The sequence below is a fragment of the Bradyrhizobium sp. IAR9 genome (genome assembly GCF_013408065.1).
Taxonomy (GTDB): Bacteria; Pseudomonadota; Alphaproteobacteria; order Rhizobiales; family Xanthobacteraceae; genus Bradyrhizobium.
Genome location: NZ_JACBZW010000012.1, coordinates 226451 through 242732 on the forward strand (window position 1 = coordinate 226451; position 16282 = coordinate 242732).

A 16282-nucleotide genomic window follows, 5' to 3' on the forward strand; every position below is an offset into this window, starting at 1 on the left:
CAGTCCCTCCATCAGATCGCTGTGTAGTTAATGACAAAAAGTTAAAGCGGCTCGCGCACGCCGAGCCCGTGCATGAAGCGCTCCCGGATTTGTACGGGATCGCGCCTTGTGGTGCCGACGCCCGGCTTGTCGTCGATGCGGACCGCGATCAGGCTCGGCTCGGCGGCGGACATCGCCGTATCGACCAGGCGCTCGAAATCCTCCTCGTCCGCAGCCCAGGCGCTATTCGCAAGGCCGGAGCCTGCTGCGATGGCAACGATATCCGCGACGCTGGCCGCGGGTGTCGGCTGTGCGCCGGTAATCTGATAGATGCCGTTGTCCATCACGATCATGATGAGGTTCTTCGGCTTCAACGTCGCGATCGTCGAGAGCGCGCCGAGCTGCATCAACAGCGAACCATCGCCTTCGAGCGCGAAGACGCGGCGGTCGGGCTGCGCCAGCGCCACGCCGAGCGCGATCGGGAAGGCGAGTCCCATGCTGCCCAGCATGTAGAAATTCTGCGGGCGATGCCCGGCGGCCCAGAGGTCGAAATTGGTGTTGCCGATGCCGCCGATCACGGCTTCCTCGTGCTTGAGCTTTGCGATCAGGCGCGAGGTCACATCGAACCGGTTCATCACCTTGGTATTGCCAGTGTTCATGGCGGCGCTCACTTGTCGAAAACCTTGCCGCCGGTGAGCAGCGGGTTGAGGATCAGGGCCACCGGCGCCTGTGTCGTGACGGCCTGCTTGATCGAACGGTCGGCGATGAATTCGAGCTCGTCGAGCCGGGTGATGGTGTGGTGCTCCAGCGCCAGCGAATCCAGCACCGGACGCATGGTGCGGCAGACCAGCGACTGGCCGTAGTTGAACTCGCCGAGCGTGCCGCGCTCGGACACGAACATGATCAGCGGGATCTGGTAGGGCACCGCGAGCGAGGCGAGCACATTGGCGAGGGTGGCGAAGCCAGAGGTCTGCATCAGCACCGCGCCGCGCCGCCCACCCATCCAGGCGCCCGAGACGATGCCGACGGCTTCCTCCTCGCGGGCAGTGGCGAAGGTGGTGAAGAAAGGATCGGCGTGCAGGTTCTTGATCAGGGGCGTCAGCACCCGGTCGGGCACGTAGGGAATGAGGCTGATCTCGTTGCGCTTCAGGGTTTGCAGGACGATGCCGTGCCAGCTCTGGTCACCGGACGCCTGTCCCTGCGTTTGCTGTTCCGCAATCGCCATTGCGTTCTCCCTTGGCGTATTTTCTTGGGCCGCGCATGCTTCTTGGTTCTGGCCGTCGCGGCGATCGGTCGAACTTGACGGAGCAGGCGGGATTGTCAACATGTCCGGGCCGCACCGTGATCTGCGCTGGACGGCCTGCCGCGGTCGGCGCCGCCATGTCATAAGCGGCGACAACGAGAAAACGGGAGGGGGCACGGACGGGCGCGCATCGCGCCGACCTTGCGGATCTCCCTGGAGAGCCGGAAGGGTCCTGATGTCCGTCAACAGCAAGCGCGTCTTCTACTCCAATTATTTGGCCAATCCGATCTATGTCGACATCCTGAAGGCGCGGCCCGACGTCCGGCTCGACCGCATCGGGAACGGGAGTCCCGAAGATGTCTACGCACCGATCCTGAATGCGGCGCACGTTTACCAGATCGGAGCCGCCCGGGACGAGCTCGCCCCGCATTTCCACGTCGATGCCACCTTCCTGAAGCGGACGCCGAACCTGCTGCTGGTCTCCAGCAATGGCGCGGGCTTCGACCCTGTCGACGTCGAGGCCTGCACGGATGCGGGCGTGCTGGTCGTCAACCAGTCCGGCGGCAATGCCCATTCGGTTGCCGAGCACGCGCTGGCGATGATGCTGACCTTGTCCAAGCGCATCATCCAGTCCGACCGCCGCCTGCGCCGCGAGCGCGACGTCAACCGCAATGATCTGGTCGGCAACGAGGTCGAGCACAAGACCGTCGGCATCATCGGCCTCGGCAATGTCGGCCGCCGCATCGCCGCGCTGTGCAAGGGCCTGCTCGGCATGAAGGTGCTGGCCTACGACCCGTATTTGTCGGCCGAGGTGATGGCCGAGCGAGGCGGAGAGAAGGTCGAGCTCGACGAGCTGTTGCGCCGCGCCGATTTCGTTTCGATCTCCTGTCCGCTCGACAAGGGCAGCCGCAACATGATCAGCACGCGCGAGTTCGGGCTGATGCAGCCGCATGCGTATTTCATCACCACGGCGCGCGGCTTCATCCATGACGAGGATGCGCTGCTCCAGGCCCTGCGCGACAAGCGCATCGCCGGTGCCGGCCTCGACGTCTGGTCCAAGGAGCCGCCACCGCCGGAGCATCCGCTGCTCCAGTTCGACAACGTGCTGGCGAGCCCGCACACCGCGGGAGTGACCATCGAAGCGCGCCAGAACATGGGGCGGATCGCGGCCGAGCAGGTGCTGGACACGCTCGACGGCAAGCGCCCGCCGCGCATCATCAATTCCGAGGTCTGGCCGCGTTATGCGGAGCGCTTCAAGCAGGCTTTTGGCGTGACGCCGGGGTAGGGCGCGAAGGCTCGGCGCGCTCCGATCATTGGTTACCACGACGGAAAGGCAAAGCGCCGCATCTTATCGAGCGGGTAAGTGAACGCGTATCACTTGTCCTGTAGTTGAAAGTCCATGAGCATATTTTCGATTGCGACATCCGGACTTTCGGCGGCGAGTTTGCGCGTGAACGTGGCCGCGAGCAACATCGCGAATGTTCAAACGACCGGCCCGCTGCCGGGGTCGGGCGGGTCGAGCCCGTCGGCCGTTACAGGCAGTCCGGGCATTGCTCCGACGTTTCCTGCGGCTTACGTGCCATTGCGCGTCGACCAGGTCGACCAAACGCCGGGCGGCACGATCGCGAAGGTGTCGACGGTATCGCCGAGCTATACCGCGCAATCCGACCCAAGCGCTTCCTTCGCAAACCAGGATGGGCTGGTCGCAGCGCCGAATGTCGATATCGCCGGCGAATTCGTTCAACTGGCGGCTGCCAAGTACAGCTTCATTGCCAATGCGAAAGTCATTCAGGCTTACGCGGAAACGACAGAGTCGCTTCTCGACATCACCACATGAGGGCGGACTGCCGCCCGGATGGGCGGCGGGAACCTTGCCGGTCCTTGATCCGCGTCAAAATCTCCTTCCCCGGTCCGGCTTAAATGGGATTAGAGTGCGGCCGGGGCAGCAGGGAGGTCCCATGTCAACCTATGTCGTCAAGTTCATGAAAGATGTGCTCGGCGAGTACGGCCGGCAGAGCGAGATTTGCCAGGGTACGCTGGAAATCGACGCCTCCGACGAGGACGAGGCCAGGGAGCGGGCGAAGGCCAGGTTCTGCAAGGACCAGGCCCTGCATCACTGGTCGCTGCATGCCGACCGCATCCATGTGAGAGCGGCCGACTTTCCGTCCTGAGGTCTACCGGCCCGGCGCCACGACGGGTGGGGGCGCCGTGGTCCCCGCGCCGAGCGAACGCTGCACCATGACGGTGTCGGACCAGCGGCCGTGGCGATAGGCCACGCCGCAAAGCAGGCCGGCGCGCGCGAAGCCGAACTTCTCGTGCAGCGCCAGCGAGGGCGCGTTGTCGGCGTCGATATAGCCGATCATCTGGCGGAAGCCGGCCGCCGCACAAGCATCGATCAACTCGTGCAGCAGCAGCCGTCCGACCCCGCGGCCGAGCTGCTCGTGGTGGACGTAGATCGAGTGCTTGGCCGTGTAGCGATAGGCCGGGCGCTTGCGGAACAGCACGGCATAGGCATAGCCGACCACCTCGCCGCGAAACGTCGCGACCAGATGCGGCAGGCGGGTCTGCCTGAGGTTCTTGCGCCGGTCGCGCAGATCGTCCGGCTCGGGCGCACCGGTTCCCTCGATGTCGCGCGTCACGCCGCTGCGGACGTGATGGCGGTAGATCGCCAGCATCGCCTCGACATCGCTGTCGCGTGACGGCCTGACCAGGACGGCTTCGTCGCTCGCGCGCGCAGCTGTTTCGTTCATTCGCACCTACTCGGCAACGACGTAAGTATAGAGCCCGATGCGCCCCTGGGCATCGATCTCCTTGTAGACGCCCTGGATCTCGACGTCGAAGCCCGGAAACGTGTTGAAACAGGTTTCGAACATCTTGAGATAATCGACCATGGGCTTGGCCCGTTCCGTCAGCCGCTCGCCGGGCACGATGGTGGCGATGCCGGGCGGATAGACCACGAAGGGCGTGGTCGCGATGCGGCCCGCGATGGCCTCGATCGGCAAATAGTCGACATCGTTCTTGAACAGATAGCGCGCGGCATCGCGAGGCGACATCGCGATCTCAGGCATGTGCTCGGGCATGAACTGCCGGGCCTGGAGCGCGCTGACGTCGGCGGCGCGGAAGAACCGGTGCATCTCGCCGCAGAGGTCGCGTAAGCGCACGCCGGCATAGCGTGCCTGCCGCCGCTGGTAGAATTCTGGAATGACGTCGGCCAGCAGCGCGTTGTCATCGTGGAGCTTCTTGAAGGCGACAAGGCCGGAGATCAGCGTGCCGGCCTTGCTCGCCTCGACGCCGGGGGTCAGCAGGAAGAGCAGGGAGTTGAGGTCGTTCTTCTCGGGGACGATGCGGTTCTCGCGCAAATATTGCGCCACGACGGGGGCGGGGATGCCGTGCTCGGCATAGGCGCCTGAGCGGTCGAAGCCGGGGGTGAGCAGCGTCAGCTTGTTCGGATCTGTCATGGCAAACCCCTCGGCCATGCCGGGGAAGCCGTGCCAGTTGGTATCGGGCGAGAGCTGCCACAGCGCGGCGTTGGTGGCGAGCTCATCGGTGGAGAGGGTTTCCCAGGCGACGTTGTGGACGGCGCCCGGGCGGCCGACATCGGGAATGGCGACGCGGTCGGGAACGAAGGGTTCGAAGAACCAGCGCCGGTCCGGATTCTGCTCCTTCTCTTCGAACTCCCTGCGCATCGCGCGGATCTTCTTGCGCAGCTCGATGCCGAGGCGGATCGTGTCGTCCCACAGCACTTCGCCGGAGCGGCCCTTCATCATCTGCGCACCGACGTCGAGCGAGGCGAACAGCGGATAGAAGGGTGACGTGGAGGCGTGCTGCATGAAGCTTTCGTTGAAACGGCGGTGCTCGACGCGTCGCTTCTGGCCGCGGATGTGGCGGTCCTTGATGTGGATCTGGGAGGCCTGCGAGAAGCTCGCAAGCTGCTTGTGGGTCGATTGCGTCGCGATGATGCCCGGTGCTTCCGGCGGAAGGTTCGCCAGCCCCATGGCGAAACGGCCGGCATAGAGCGGGTGGAATTTCATGAAGCCGGCCCAGGCTTCGTCGAACAGGATGTACTCGCACAGATGGCCGATGCGCTTCAGGATCATCTCGGCGCTGTGGATCGTCCCATCATAGGTGCACTGTTCGACGACGGCGACGCGGAACGGCCGCTCCTTGCGCCAGGCCTCCTTGTCCGTGACCAGCGGGTGATTGCGGATCGCCTCGCGCAAGGTCTTCTCGTCCAGCACGTCCCAGCGCATCGGGCCGATCAGGCCCCAGGCGTTGCGGATGGTCGGCACGTAAACCGGGACGCCGCCGTTGATCATCAGGGCGCCGTGATGGGCAGCCTTGTGGTTGTTGCGGTCGAACAGCACGAGGTCGCCGTCGGTGACGAGGGCGCCGAGCGCGACCTTGTTCGAGGTCGAGGTGCCGTTGAGCACGAAATAGGTCTTCTCCGCGCCAAAAATCTGCGCGGCTTCCTTCTGCGCTTTGAGGGCAGGCCCTTCATGGGTGAGGAGGTCGCCGAGATCGAGCACGGAATTGTCGAGGTCGTCCCGGAATACGGATTCGCCGAGGTGCTCGACGAAGACCCGGCCGATCGGGCTGCGGTTGTAGAATACGCCGCCATTGTGCCCCGGGCAGGTCCAGAGCTGGTTGCCTTCCTCGGCATAGTCGACCAGCGCGCCAAAGAACGGCGTCTTCAACGTTTCGGCATATTGCTTGAGCCGGCTGATTAGATTCTTGGCGATGAAGGTCGGCGTTTCCTCGGACAGGAAGACATAGCCGTCGATGAAATCGAGCACCTCGACCGGCAGGTCCTCGAAGCGCTTGCGCCGGATCAGGAGGATGATCGGGAAATCGAGGCCGCGGCGGCGCATCAAATTGATCAGCGCCGAGGTCTTGCCCTCCAGGCCCTTCTTGCCCCAGTCCACCACCATGCAGCCGATCGCGGCGTCGGTCTGCACCGCCATCTCGGCATCCTCGAGCTTGCGCGCCCGGACCACCTCGAAGCCGGAGCGCTGGATCTCCTCGATGATCTGGTTGAAGCGGACGCCTTCGAGATCGTCGGCGTCGAACACTGGTGCGGCGAACAGGAAGTTGAAGCGCTTGAAATAGTCCATGTCGGGTCCTGAATGTGCCAGAGACACAGCTCATCGACACATTCGATGACAGCTGGATGACACTGACCCGATCCAGGCATGGCTCGGATGACAAGGCAGGTCAGCCGAGCAGCTTGTCCAGCGTGATCGGGAAGTGCCGGACACGCTTGCCGGTGGCATGATAGACGGCGTTCGCGATTGCCGCAGGCACGCCCACGATGCCGATCTCGCCGAGACCCTTGACGCCGAGCTTGTTGATTCGGTCGTCCGGCTCGTCGACGAAGATGACGTCGATGTCGTGAATATCGGCATTCACCGGGATGTGGTACTCGGCGATGTTCGCGTTCATGATGCGGCCGAAGCGGTGGTCCATGACCGTCTCCTCGTGCAGCGCCATTCCGATCCCCCAGACCACGCTGCCCATGATCTGGCTGCGGCCTGTCTTGGTATTCAGGATCCGCCCGGCCGCGACGGCGCTCACGACTCGCGTGACCCGAATGACGCCGAGTTCCTCGTCGACCTTCACCTCGGCGAAGACAGCCGAATGCGTGTTGCGGGCGTGCGACTTGTCCTCCGCGAACTGGTTGAGCTTCTGCTTCTCGATCCGCTCGAGCTTGCCGTGACGCATCACATCGGCGATCGAGACAGCGCGGCTCTTGTCGCCGGCCTTGGAAATCGTGCCGTCAACAAGAACCATTTCCGATGCATTGAGGCCGCCAAGTGGCGAGTCAGGTATCGCCTTGGCCAGACGCGCGAGCTCCTGGCGAATGTCCTCGGCCGCTCCCAAGACCGCATGTGCGCTCGAAGCGGCCATCCAGGAGCCGCCCTCGACGGGCGCTTGGGGCAGGGTTGAATCGGCAAGCTTCACGTCGATATTCCCGATCGGCAGCCCGAGGGCGTCGGCCGCGACCTGCGCCATGATGGTGTAGGTGCCGGTGCCGATATCGGACGCGGCGCAGGATACCTCGGCGTGGCCGTTGGCGGTCAGCACGATGCGCACGGCGACCGGCATCTGCAGCGCCTCCCACACCCCTGTCGCCATGCCCCAGCCGACCAGGTCCTTGCCATCGCGCATCGCACGCGGCGCGGGATTGCGGCGAGCCCAGCCGAAGGCTTCCGCGCCACGGGCGTAACATTCGCGCAGTTGCTTGCTGGTGAAGGGCAGGTCTTCTGGTCGCGATCCGAGTAGCACTTCAGGCGCAGCTCGATCGGATCGAGCTTGAGTGCGACGGCCAGCTCGTCCATGGCGCATTCGAGTGCGCAGACGCCCGTTGCCGCGCCCGGCGCACGCATGTCGCAGGGGGTGGGGACGTCCAGGTGGACGAGCTTGTGGGAGAGGCGACTGTTGGGGCTCTTGTAGAGCTGCTGCGCCCAGCCGGTGTCATTGCGTGAGAAATCCTCGTAGCGCGAGGTGACGGCAATGGCTTCGTGCGTGACCGCATCGAGCGTGCCGTCCGACTTTGCGCCGAGCGCGACGCGCTGGATGGTCATCGGCCGGTAGCCGAGCCCATACATCTGCTGCCGCGTCAATACGACACGAACGGATCGCTTCAGCGCGAGGGCGGCAAGCGTTGCCAGCACCACCTGGTGCTGCGGCCGCAGGCCGGAGCCGAAGGCGCCGCCGACATAGGGCGAGACCACGCGGATGTCCTCCGGCTTCATGTCGAACACGCCGCAGAGATATTTATGGACGTTCTGGACGCCCTGCGTCTTGTCGTAGACCGTGAGGCTGCCGCTGCCGTCCCAGACCGCTGTCGTCGCATAGAGCTCCATCGGGTTGTGGTGCTCGGTCGGGAGGACGTAGTCGGCCTCATGGCGAACCGCTGCCCCAGCCAGCGCCGCTGCGGCGTCGCCGCGCGGCTTGTGCGGCTGGTCCACCTTGGCGGATGTGCCGCGTTCGGTTTCGAGATCGGTCGCAAACGCCTCCTGCTCGTATTCGACACGCACGCGCGTTGCCGCGAATTTGGCAGTTTCCCAGTCCTCCGCGATGACGAGCGCGATTGGCTGACCGTTGAACTTGACCCTGTCGTCGTAAAGCGGGCGGAAGGGTGAACCCTTCTCCGGCGCCACCTCGTCCTTCCAGGCCTCATCCTTGTCGGCGAGGGCCACGCGATGCGTATGCGTGAGCACGTCGACCACGCCCTTCACCTTCAGCGCGTCGCTGGTGTCGAGCCGAGCGATGCGCCCGCGCGGAACCGTGGCATCGACGATGAAGCCATGGAGGAGGCCGTCTGCCGCGAATTCGCCGGCATATTTGGCGGCGCCAGTGACTTTGGCCCGGCCATCGACGCGGGACGTTGGTGTTCCGACATAGCCGTTCATCGGTCCCTCACGCGATCTTCTTGTGAGCTTGTGACTGTGGTGTGCCGCTTGCGGCCTGCATCAGCGTACGCACGACGGCCCGGCGTGCGAGTTCGAGCTTGAAGCCGTTGTGCGAACCAGCGACCGCTCCCTGCAGCAGCAGATCGGCAGCGCGTCCAAAATGATCCGGCGTTGCCGCCTGGCCGCGCAACGCCGCTTCAGCTTCGAGCCTGCGCCACGGCTTGTGAGCCACACCGCCGAGTGCCAGGCGCGCTTCGCTGATTGCGTTGCCCTCCAGTTCGAGCGCAGCCGCGACCGAGACCAAGGCAAAGGCGTACGACAGCCGGTCACGGATCTTCAGATAGCTGTAGTTCCGGGCAAAGCCGCGCGGCGGCAGCCCGATCGCGGTGATGATCTCGCCGGTGCTGAGATTGGTATCGACGTGAGGTTTGTCGCCTGGAAGCCGATGGAAATCTGTCAGCGCGATGGTGCGCTCACCGGTGGGGCCTGCGATGTGCACCAGCGCGCCGAGCGCGGCCAGCGCCACGCTCATGTCGGATGGGTTGGTCGCGATGCAGGAATTGCTGGCGCCTAGGATCGCGTGGTTGCGGTTGAGACCGTCGATCGCCGAGCAGCCGCTGCCGGGCTCTCGCTTGTTACAAGGGGTGGTCGTATCATAGAAATAGGCGCAACGCGTTCGCTGCATCAGATTGCCGCCGACCGAAGCCATGTTGCGCAATTGCGCGGAGGCGCCGGCGAGGATGGCGCTGGCGAGCAGGGGATAGCGCTGTTCGATCAACGGATGGTAAGCAAGGTCCGAATTCGGCACCAGGGCGCCGATGCGCAGCCCCTGATCGGGTGTCTCCTCGACGTTGCGGAGCGGCAGGCGGGAGATGTCGATCAGCCGCGAGGGGCGTTCGACGTTCTCCTTCATCAGGTCGATCAGATTGGTCCCGCCGGCAATCAGTTTTGCGCCAGGATCGGCGGCCAGAAGGCGGATCGCGTCGGCGACATCGTTGGCGCGGGAATACTGAAAATTATTCATGACCGGCTCATCGCCTGCTCGATCGCAGCCACGATGTTGGGATATGCGCCGCAGCGACAAAGATTTCCGCTCATCAACTCCCGGATCTCGTCGGCATCGCGCGCCCGACCTTCGGCCAACAAGCCCGCGGCAGAGCAAATCTGTCCCGGCGTGCAATAGCCGCACTGGAAGGCATCGTGGTCGATGAAGGCTTGTTGCAGGGGATGCAACGTGCCGTCCCTGGCCAAGCCTTCGATCGTCGTGATCTCGGCGCCATCCTTCATGACCGCGAGGGTCAGGCAGGAATTGACCCGTCTTCCGTCGACCAGCAGGGTGCAAGCGCCGCATTGGCCGTGATCGCAGCCTTTCTTGGTGCCGGTCAACTCCAGGCGGTCACGCAGCGCATCGAGAAGCGTGGTCCACGGCACGACCTGAAGCGCGCGCCTTTCGCCATTGACGACGAGGTTGATCAGAATGCGCTCGGGGATCGTAGTGTCGGCCATATCCTAATTCCTTGCGGAAAGGCCGAGCTGGACAAATAGTGGAAGTGACGCAAGAATGCGCTGCCGCCGCTGGCCGATAGCGCCCAACGGATGACGCGTTGCTTGGTTCCAGACCGATTCCCCCGACCGGATAGACGAGGTCAGCGCTTCACTTCGCCGAATACCACCGTCGGCACCGCGCGGTTGACGATTTCGCGCAGGGCAAAGCTCGATTGCACGCGCGCGACGCGCGGCAGGCGGGACAGCTCGGTGCGGTGGATGCGCTCGAAATCCTGGATGTCGCGGGCAAGCACGATCAGGATGTAGTCGTCGGTTCCCGACATCAGGAAGCAGCGCACGACGGAAGGGCATTTCACCACCTCCGCCTCGAACGCCTTCAACGCGTCGTCGCTCTGGCTTTCCAGCGCGATGCGGACCAACACGGTGATGGTGAGGCCGAACTGGGCGAGATCGAGTGCGGCCTGGTAGGCCTGGATGTAGCCCTCGTCCTCCAGAGCCTTCTGCCGCCGGGCCAGCGCCGTGCTGGAGAGCCCGACCTTGTTGGCAAGCTCGGTGTGGCTGGCACGCGCATTGGTCGTGAGTTCCGCGAGGATCGCGAGGTCTTTCCGGTCGAGGGCCAATGTTTCGTTTCCAGCGTGAAAGGGCAGCTTGGCGCCGGAAACCGGCGCGCGCCTGCCGAAACTAGCGGATATTTGCACGAAACCAAACCGGCCCCGTCGCTACGATGAGGAACAGAATCAAGGCGTTGGCAAAGGAGCCGGAAGATGCGCATCGGTGTGCCCAAGGAGATCAAGGTGCAGGAATATCGCGTCGGGCTCACCCCGGGCGCCGTCCGTGAATATGTCGCGGCCGGGCACCAGGTCACGGTCGAGACCGGCGCCGGCGGCGGCATCGGCGCATCCGACGAGGTGTATCGGCGGGCAGGGGCCACCATTGCCGAGAGCGCCCGCGACATCTTTGCCAGGTCCGACATGATCGTGAAGGTAAAGGAGCCGCAGAAGAGCGAATGGGCCCAGCTCCGGGACGGCCAGATCCTGTTCACTTATCTTCATCTTGCGCCGGATCCGGAGCAGGCCAAGGGCCTGCTTGCCTCCGGCTGCACCGCGATCGCCTATGAAACCGTCACGGACGCGAACGGTCACCTCCCGCTGCTCGCCCCGATGAGCGAAGTCGCCGGCCGACTCGCCATCGAGGCCGCCGGCGCCGCGCTCAAGCGCTCGGCCGGCGGCCGCGGCCTGTTGCTGGGCGGCGTGCCCGGCGTGCAGCCGGCGCGCGTCGTCGTGCTCGGCGGCGGCGTGGTCGGAACGCAGGCGGCGCGCATGGCCGCAGGCCTCGGTGCCGAAGTCACCGTGATCGACCGCTCGATCCCGCGCTTGCGCCAACTGGACGATCTTTTTGCCGGACGCGTGCGTACCCGCTTCTCGACCATCGAATCGGTCGAGGACGAGGTGTTCACCGCCGACGTCGTGATCGGTGCGGTGCTGGTGCCGGGCGCCAGCGCCCCCAAGCTGGTCACGCGCGCGATGCTGAAGTCGATGCGGCCGGGCGCCGTGCTGGTCGATGTCGCGATCGACCAGGGCGGCTGCTTCGAGACTTCGCACGCGACCACGCATGCCGACCCGACCTATGAGGTGGACGGCGTCGTGCACTATTGCGTTGCTAATATGCCGGGCGCGGTGCCGGTGACGTCGAGCCAGGCGCTGAACAATGCGACACTGCCGTTCGGCCTGATGCTCGCGAACAAGGGCTTTGCCGCGGTGCTGGAAAACCCGCATTTGCGAAATGGGCTGAACGTCCATCGCGGGCGCATCACCAACAAGGCGGTGGCGGAGAGCCTCGGGCTGGAGTTTGCTCCGGTGGAGAGTGGGCTGGCGGCTTAGCGGCGCGGCGTACGCGGATGTCTCACCCTTTCCCACAAGGGGAGAGGGTGCACCGGTTCTGCCGAGCGATCAACGTTCACGCCTTCGTCAGCCTGTACTGCCGCAGATCGGGATCATGGGTCATGCGCCAATAGTCCACGAACCGCCACGGCATCGCCGAAAACACCCGACCACTCGAATTGCGATAATAGGTGCTCATGCCAGGGTGCGTCCAGATCATCGCTTCGTGCTCGACATCGACCTTACGGACGTAGTCGTCGAGCACGTCCTGACGGACGTCGATGGCAGCGACGTCGTGCTCGATCATTTCGGCGAGGCAGGCGGCGATGTAGCGGCTCTGGCATTCCGACTGGAAGATGACGCTGCCGCCATGCGCCGGGCCGGAGTTGGGGCCGAGCATGCAGAAGAAGTTGGGGAAATCGGGCACGGTGAGGCCGAGGAACGCGGTCGGATTGTCGTTGCTCCAGGCCTCGCGCAAATCCTTGCCGTTGCGGCCGCTGATGTTGAGGCGCGCCGCCATTTCCGTCACCTTGAAGCCGGTTGCGACCACGATGACGTCGGCAGGGCGGTGATTGCCATCGGCGGTGACGATGCCGCGCTGGTCGAAATGGTCGATTGCCTCGGTGACGAGCTCCACGTTCGGCCGCGTCAACGTCTTGAACCAGTTGTTGTCGAGCAGGATGCGCTTGCCGTAGGGCGGATAGGTCGGCACGCATTTTTCGATCAGGTCCGGCCGGCCCTGCAATTCCGACAGGATGAAATCGGTCAGCTCCTGGCGGTGCCGGTCGTTGCCCTTGTTGACGGCACGCTCGGGATGCGGCCAGGCCGGGTCCTTGCGCAGGAAAGGCAAGAGGCCGTCGCCATAGCGCCAGAACATGTTGAAGCGGTACCATTGCACGTAGAAAGGCAGATGCGCCAACAGCCAGCGCGCACCCTCGCTGATCGGATCGGCATAGCCCTTCACCGGCCGCGCCCATTGCGCGCTGCGCTGATAGACGGTGACCGAGGCGACGCGGCCGGCGATCGACGGCACCAGCTGCATCGACGTCGCGCCGGTGCCGATCACGGCGACATGCTTGCCGTCGATGTTGATGTCATCGGACCACAGCGCCGAATGCAGGATCATTCCCGTGAACTTGTCCTCGCCCTCGAAGTGTGCGCGGGAGGGATCGTTGAGCTGGCCGATGGCCGAGACCAGCGCGGTGGATTCGAAGGTCTCTTCGCCGCTCTCGGTCTTGAGCGTCGAGATCCAGCGCCTTTTGCCTTCGTCCCAGCGCGACGAGGTCAGCTCGGTTTTGATGCGCAGGTGCTCGCGGATGCCGTATTCGTCGGCGACCTTCTGAAGATAGCCGAGCAGTTCCTCGCGCTGGCAGAAGTAGCGGGTCCATGCATTCCCGGAGCCGAAGGAATAGGAATAGGAATGGTTCGGCGTATCGACGCCGCAGCCGGGATAGCGGTTGATCCACCAGGTGCCGCCGAGCTCGGCGTTCTTCTCGACGATGGTGTAGGGAATGCCGAGATGACCGAGCGCCACGCCGAGCGCGATGGCGCAAACGCCGGCACCGACGATCAGCACGTGCCGCTCCGCGAGCTTGTCGTCGGAAGGACGCTGGGTCCAGCGCGCCTCGCGCGGCACAAAGCCCATCTCCTCGCGCATCAGCGGGGCGTATTCCGGCGCGACATTCTCGCCGAGGCAGCCGCGCATCATCTTCAGCAGCAGCTCGTCGCCGGGATCAGTGATGACGGGCTTCGGCGTGCCATTGGCGAAGAGCTTCACCACTGCGGCGCGGATTTCGTCCTGGATTTCCTTGGGCACGCCGGCCTCGGGATCGGGAATGAGGCGGATGTCGCGCTTGGGCAAGTACGGCGCAGCGAGCCATTTCTCGTCGCCGGTCATATGCACCAGCACCATCAGGAGGCAGCGGATGTCGCCTTCTGCGATGGTCGAGGCAAGGTCGAGCGGCCTGTGCGGAGATTCGATGTTCATGGCGTGTCCTGGTCTCCGGAGCCGGTGAAGAGGCCGCGCGTCATCAGCTTGCGATAAGCGGAGATGACGTGCTCGGGCACAGCGGTGACGCCGCCGGCCGAGTAGGAGTAGCGGCGGCTGAGATAGCCGCGCGCACCCATCAGCATGTGGACGATCGCCTCGAACTCCTCGTCGCTGAAATCCGCGATGGCGCCGGCAAGGCGCGCACGGCGGAGGATGCGGACATAGGCGACCGAGATGTTGTCGAGATGTTTCTGGTAACCGATGGGTGCGAAGAATTCGGCCTCGTTGAGGATGCGCAAAAACTCCGGCACCTCGCGGATGAAGTCGAAGAAGGCGGCGAAGCGCTCGATCTCCTGCCGCGCCGCATCCGCCGTGCCGGTGCGTACGCGGATGAACTCGACCATGTCGAGGCCGATCTTGGGCAGCAGCTGGTCGAGCAGCTCCTGGCGGTTCTCGAAATGATTGTAGAAGGTGCCCTGCGCGACGCCGGCCTGTTCGGTGATGCGTGCGACGGAGGCTTCGGCATAGCCATGCTTGCCGACGACCTTGGTGGCGGCCTCGAAGATCTTCTGCTTGGTCCAGGCGTTGCGCTCGATGCGGTTGAGCTTTGTGACTTTCGCGGTGGCTGGGCCTTGCGTCATGCCACGGTCTCCAGTTCGGCGCGCAGCACGCGCTTGAGAATTTTTCCAGATGGATTGCGCGGGAGGCTGTCGCGGATGATCAGCTCTTTCGGCACCTTGAAGCTCGCGAGCCGCGCGCGGCAATGCTCGGTGAGGGCAGGGAGCTCGAGCCTGGCGCCCTCGGTCAGCACGACGATCGCGACCGGCCGTTCACCCCAGCGTGCGTCGCGCAGGCCGATCACCGCGACCTCGCGCACCCCAGGCAATTCATAGATGACGCGCTCGACCTCGGAGGAGGCGATGTTCTCGCCGCCGGAGATGATCATGTCCTTCTTGCGGTCGGTCAGATACAGGAAGCCATCCTCATCGAGATAACCGACGTCGCCGCTGCGGAACCAGTCGCCGAAGAAGGCGGACGCCGTCTTGTCCGGATCCTTCCAGTAGCCGCGCGTGATCTTCGGACCGCGCAGGCAGATCTCCCCGTTAACGTTCGCCGGCACGGCCTTGCCGTCCTCGTCGCGGATCTCGATCTCGACATGGGCAATCGCACGCCCGGTCGAGCCGATCTTCTCGATCTCGCGGCCGGCCTCCATGAAGGTGTCGCCGCCGACGGTTTCGGTGAGGCCATAGGCATCGATATAGCGCGCGTTGCGGAAATATTCGGCGAAGGCGCGGATGCGCAGCTCCGGCGTTTTCTCGCCGCCGCCGACGGCCCATTGCAGGCTGGAGACGTCGTAGCGCTCGCGCGTCGGGCAGGTGAGCATCGCGCTGGTCATCACAGGTGCGAACCAGGCTGCGTTGAGCTTGTCCTCGGCGATCGCTGCAAGCGCCGTCTCCGGCTCGAAATTGCGTTCGATGCGAATGAAGCCGCCGTGCCAGAGCACCGCGAGGCCGGGAAGGTCGAGCGCGCCGACGTGATAGAGTGGGCCGACGACGAGAAGGCGGGTCTCGGCGCTGAGGCCGAGCGCGATCGTCTGGTCGGCGGACTTCCAGTAGAAATTATCGTAGGACAGCATCACGCCCTTGGGGCGGTCGGTCGTGCCCGAGGTATACATCAGCCGCATCAGGTCCGATGGTGCGCGGACATGCATCGGCGCGGGCAGCGCATCGCCAGCAAGACGCGCAAGGCTCTGCTGCGCGGCCTCGTCGAGCACGACAACCTCTGTGCCCGCGGCATTCGCAGCCAATTCCTCGTCGACGATCAGAAGCCGTGCGCCGGCATTGCCGATGATGTAGCCGACCTCGTCGCGGGAGAGGCGGAAGTTGATCGGCAAGAACACCGCGCCGAGATGGCTGGTGGCGAAGACGAGCTCCAGGAAAGCCGCACTGTTCTTCATCAGCACGGCCACGACATCGCCGGCGCCGATGCCCCGCGCAGCGAGCCAGCCTGCCACCGTCCGGACACGCGCATCGAACGCCGCGTAGGAAATCTCCTCGCCGCGATATTTCAGCGCGGGCCGGTCCGGCGTGCGCCGGGCATGAAAGGCGATGAAACTCGAAAGATTGATCATTTGCGGACTTTTGGGCCGTTTGTCGGCCTCACTTCCTCCTACAATGAATTCTGACTCGTAATTCATCTTCGGCTTGACGTCACCCCCCACCCTCTGAAATCCTCCGGAATACGGAGACGACACGATCTCCGACAGGGATTT

14 protein-coding genes and 1 pseudogene are annotated in these 16282 nt (G+C 64.5%); 4 read left to right on the top strand and 11 right to left on the bottom strand.

Annotation, left to right across the window (positions count from 1 at the left end):
- Window positions 1-41 precede the first annotated feature (41 nt).
- Window positions 42-638 (bottom strand): thiamine pyrophosphate-dependent enzyme, encoded by a 597-nt coding sequence (locus GGD67_RS28305; protein WP_026201568.1) that lies wholly within the window; start codon window positions 636-638, stop codon window positions 42-44.
- Between the two features lie 8 nt (window positions 639-646).
- The gene (locus GGD67_RS28310) at window positions 647-1204 is read right to left on the bottom strand and encodes a thiamine pyrophosphate-binding protein (protein ID WP_018315879.1); all 558 of its coding nucleotides are present in this window, start codon (window positions 1202-1204) and stop codon (window positions 647-649) included.
- A gap of 253 nt (window positions 1205-1457) precedes the next feature.
- Here GGD67_RS28310 and GGD67_RS28315 point away from each other — a divergent pair, with 253 nt between their 5' ends.
- From GGD67_RS28315 to GGD67_RS28325, 3 genes are all read left to right on the top strand, one after another.
- On the top strand, window positions 1458-2507 hold the full coding sequence (locus GGD67_RS28315) for a hydroxyacid dehydrogenase (protein ID WP_179737485.1): 1050 nt from the start codon (window positions 1458-1460) through the stop codon (window positions 2505-2507).
- A gap of 114 nt (window positions 2508-2621) precedes the next feature.
- Window positions 2622-3059 (top strand): flagellar basal body rod protein FlgC, encoded by a 438-nt coding sequence (locus GGD67_RS28320; protein ID WP_179737487.1) that lies wholly within the window; start codon window positions 2622-2624, stop codon window positions 3057-3059.
- Window positions 3060-3180: 121 nt separating this feature from the next.
- Window positions 3181-3393, top strand: a complete 213-nt coding sequence (locus GGD67_RS28325; RefSeq protein ID WP_018315882.1) for a hypothetical protein — start codon at window positions 3181-3183, stop codon at window positions 3391-3393.
- Window positions 3394-3396: 3 nt separating this feature from the next.
- Here GGD67_RS28325 and GGD67_RS28330 read toward each other — a convergent pair whose 3' ends face one another.
- The 6 genes and pseudogenes from GGD67_RS28330 to GGD67_RS28355 all read right to left on the bottom strand — a co-directional run bounded on the left by GGD67_RS28330 (window position 3397) and on the right by GGD67_RS28355 (window position 10760).
- A complete protein-coding gene (locus GGD67_RS28330) occupies window positions 3397-3972 on the bottom strand; it encodes a GNAT family N-acetyltransferase (protein ID WP_179737489.1) in 576 nt (191 codons plus the stop codon).
- Window positions 3973-3978: 6 nt separating this feature from the next.
- On the bottom strand, window positions 3979-6333 hold the full coding sequence (locus GGD67_RS28335) for an Orn/Lys/Arg decarboxylase N-terminal domain-containing protein (RefSeq protein ID WP_179737491.1): 2355 nt from the start codon (window positions 6331-6333) through the stop codon (window positions 3979-3981).
- A gap of 100 nt (window positions 6334-6433) precedes the next feature.
- Window positions 6434-8634: pseudogene (locus GGD67_RS28340) on the bottom strand (xanthine dehydrogenase family protein molybdopterin-binding subunit).
- A gap of 7 nt (window positions 8635-8641) precedes the next feature.
- Window positions 8642-9658: a xanthine dehydrogenase family protein subunit M gene (locus GGD67_RS28345; protein WP_018315886.1), complete on the bottom strand. Its 1017-nt coding sequence runs from the start codon at window positions 9656-9658 to the stop codon at window positions 8642-8644.
- Window positions 9655-10140, bottom strand: coding sequence for a (2Fe-2S)-binding protein (locus tag GGD67_RS28350; protein ID WP_018315887.1), 486 nt, complete (start codon window positions 10138-10140; stop codon window positions 9655-9657). Before GGD67_RS28350 ends, GGD67_RS28345 begins: the two co-directional genes overlap by 4 nt.
- 140 nt (window positions 10141-10280) lie before the next feature.
- Window positions 10281-10760 (bottom strand): Lrp/AsnC family transcriptional regulator, encoded by a 480-nt coding sequence (locus GGD67_RS28355; RefSeq protein WP_026201569.1) that lies wholly within the window; start codon window positions 10758-10760, stop codon window positions 10281-10283.
- Window positions 10761-10904: 144 nt separating this feature from the next.
- Here GGD67_RS28355 and ald point away from each other — a divergent pair, with 144 nt between their 5' ends.
- Window positions 10905-12020, top strand: a complete 1116-nt coding sequence (ald, locus tag GGD67_RS28360; protein WP_179737494.1) for an alanine dehydrogenase — start codon at window positions 10905-10907, stop codon at window positions 12018-12020.
- A 76-nt stretch (window positions 12021-12096) separates the two neighbouring features.
- Here ald and GGD67_RS28365 read toward each other — a convergent pair whose 3' ends face one another.
- From GGD67_RS28365 to GGD67_RS28375, 3 genes are read right to left on the bottom strand one after another with little or no spacing between them, the layout of a single operon-like run.
- On the bottom strand, window positions 12097-14007 hold the full coding sequence (locus GGD67_RS28365; RefSeq protein ID WP_179737496.1) for an NAD(P)/FAD-dependent oxidoreductase: 1911 nt from the start codon (window positions 14005-14007) through the stop codon (window positions 12097-12099).
- Window positions 14004-14651, bottom strand: coding sequence for a TetR/AcrR family transcriptional regulator (locus tag GGD67_RS28370; protein WP_018315891.1), 648 nt, complete (start codon window positions 14649-14651; stop codon window positions 14004-14006). Before GGD67_RS28370 ends, GGD67_RS28365 begins: the two co-directional genes overlap by 4 nt.
- Window positions 14648-16141: an AMP-binding protein gene (locus GGD67_RS28375; RefSeq protein ID WP_179737498.1), complete on the bottom strand. Its 1494-nt coding sequence runs from the start codon at window positions 16139-16141 to the stop codon at window positions 14648-14650. The genes GGD67_RS28370 and GGD67_RS28375 overlap by 4 nt, the downstream gene beginning before the upstream one ends.
- Window positions 16142-16282 lie beyond the last annotated feature (141 nt).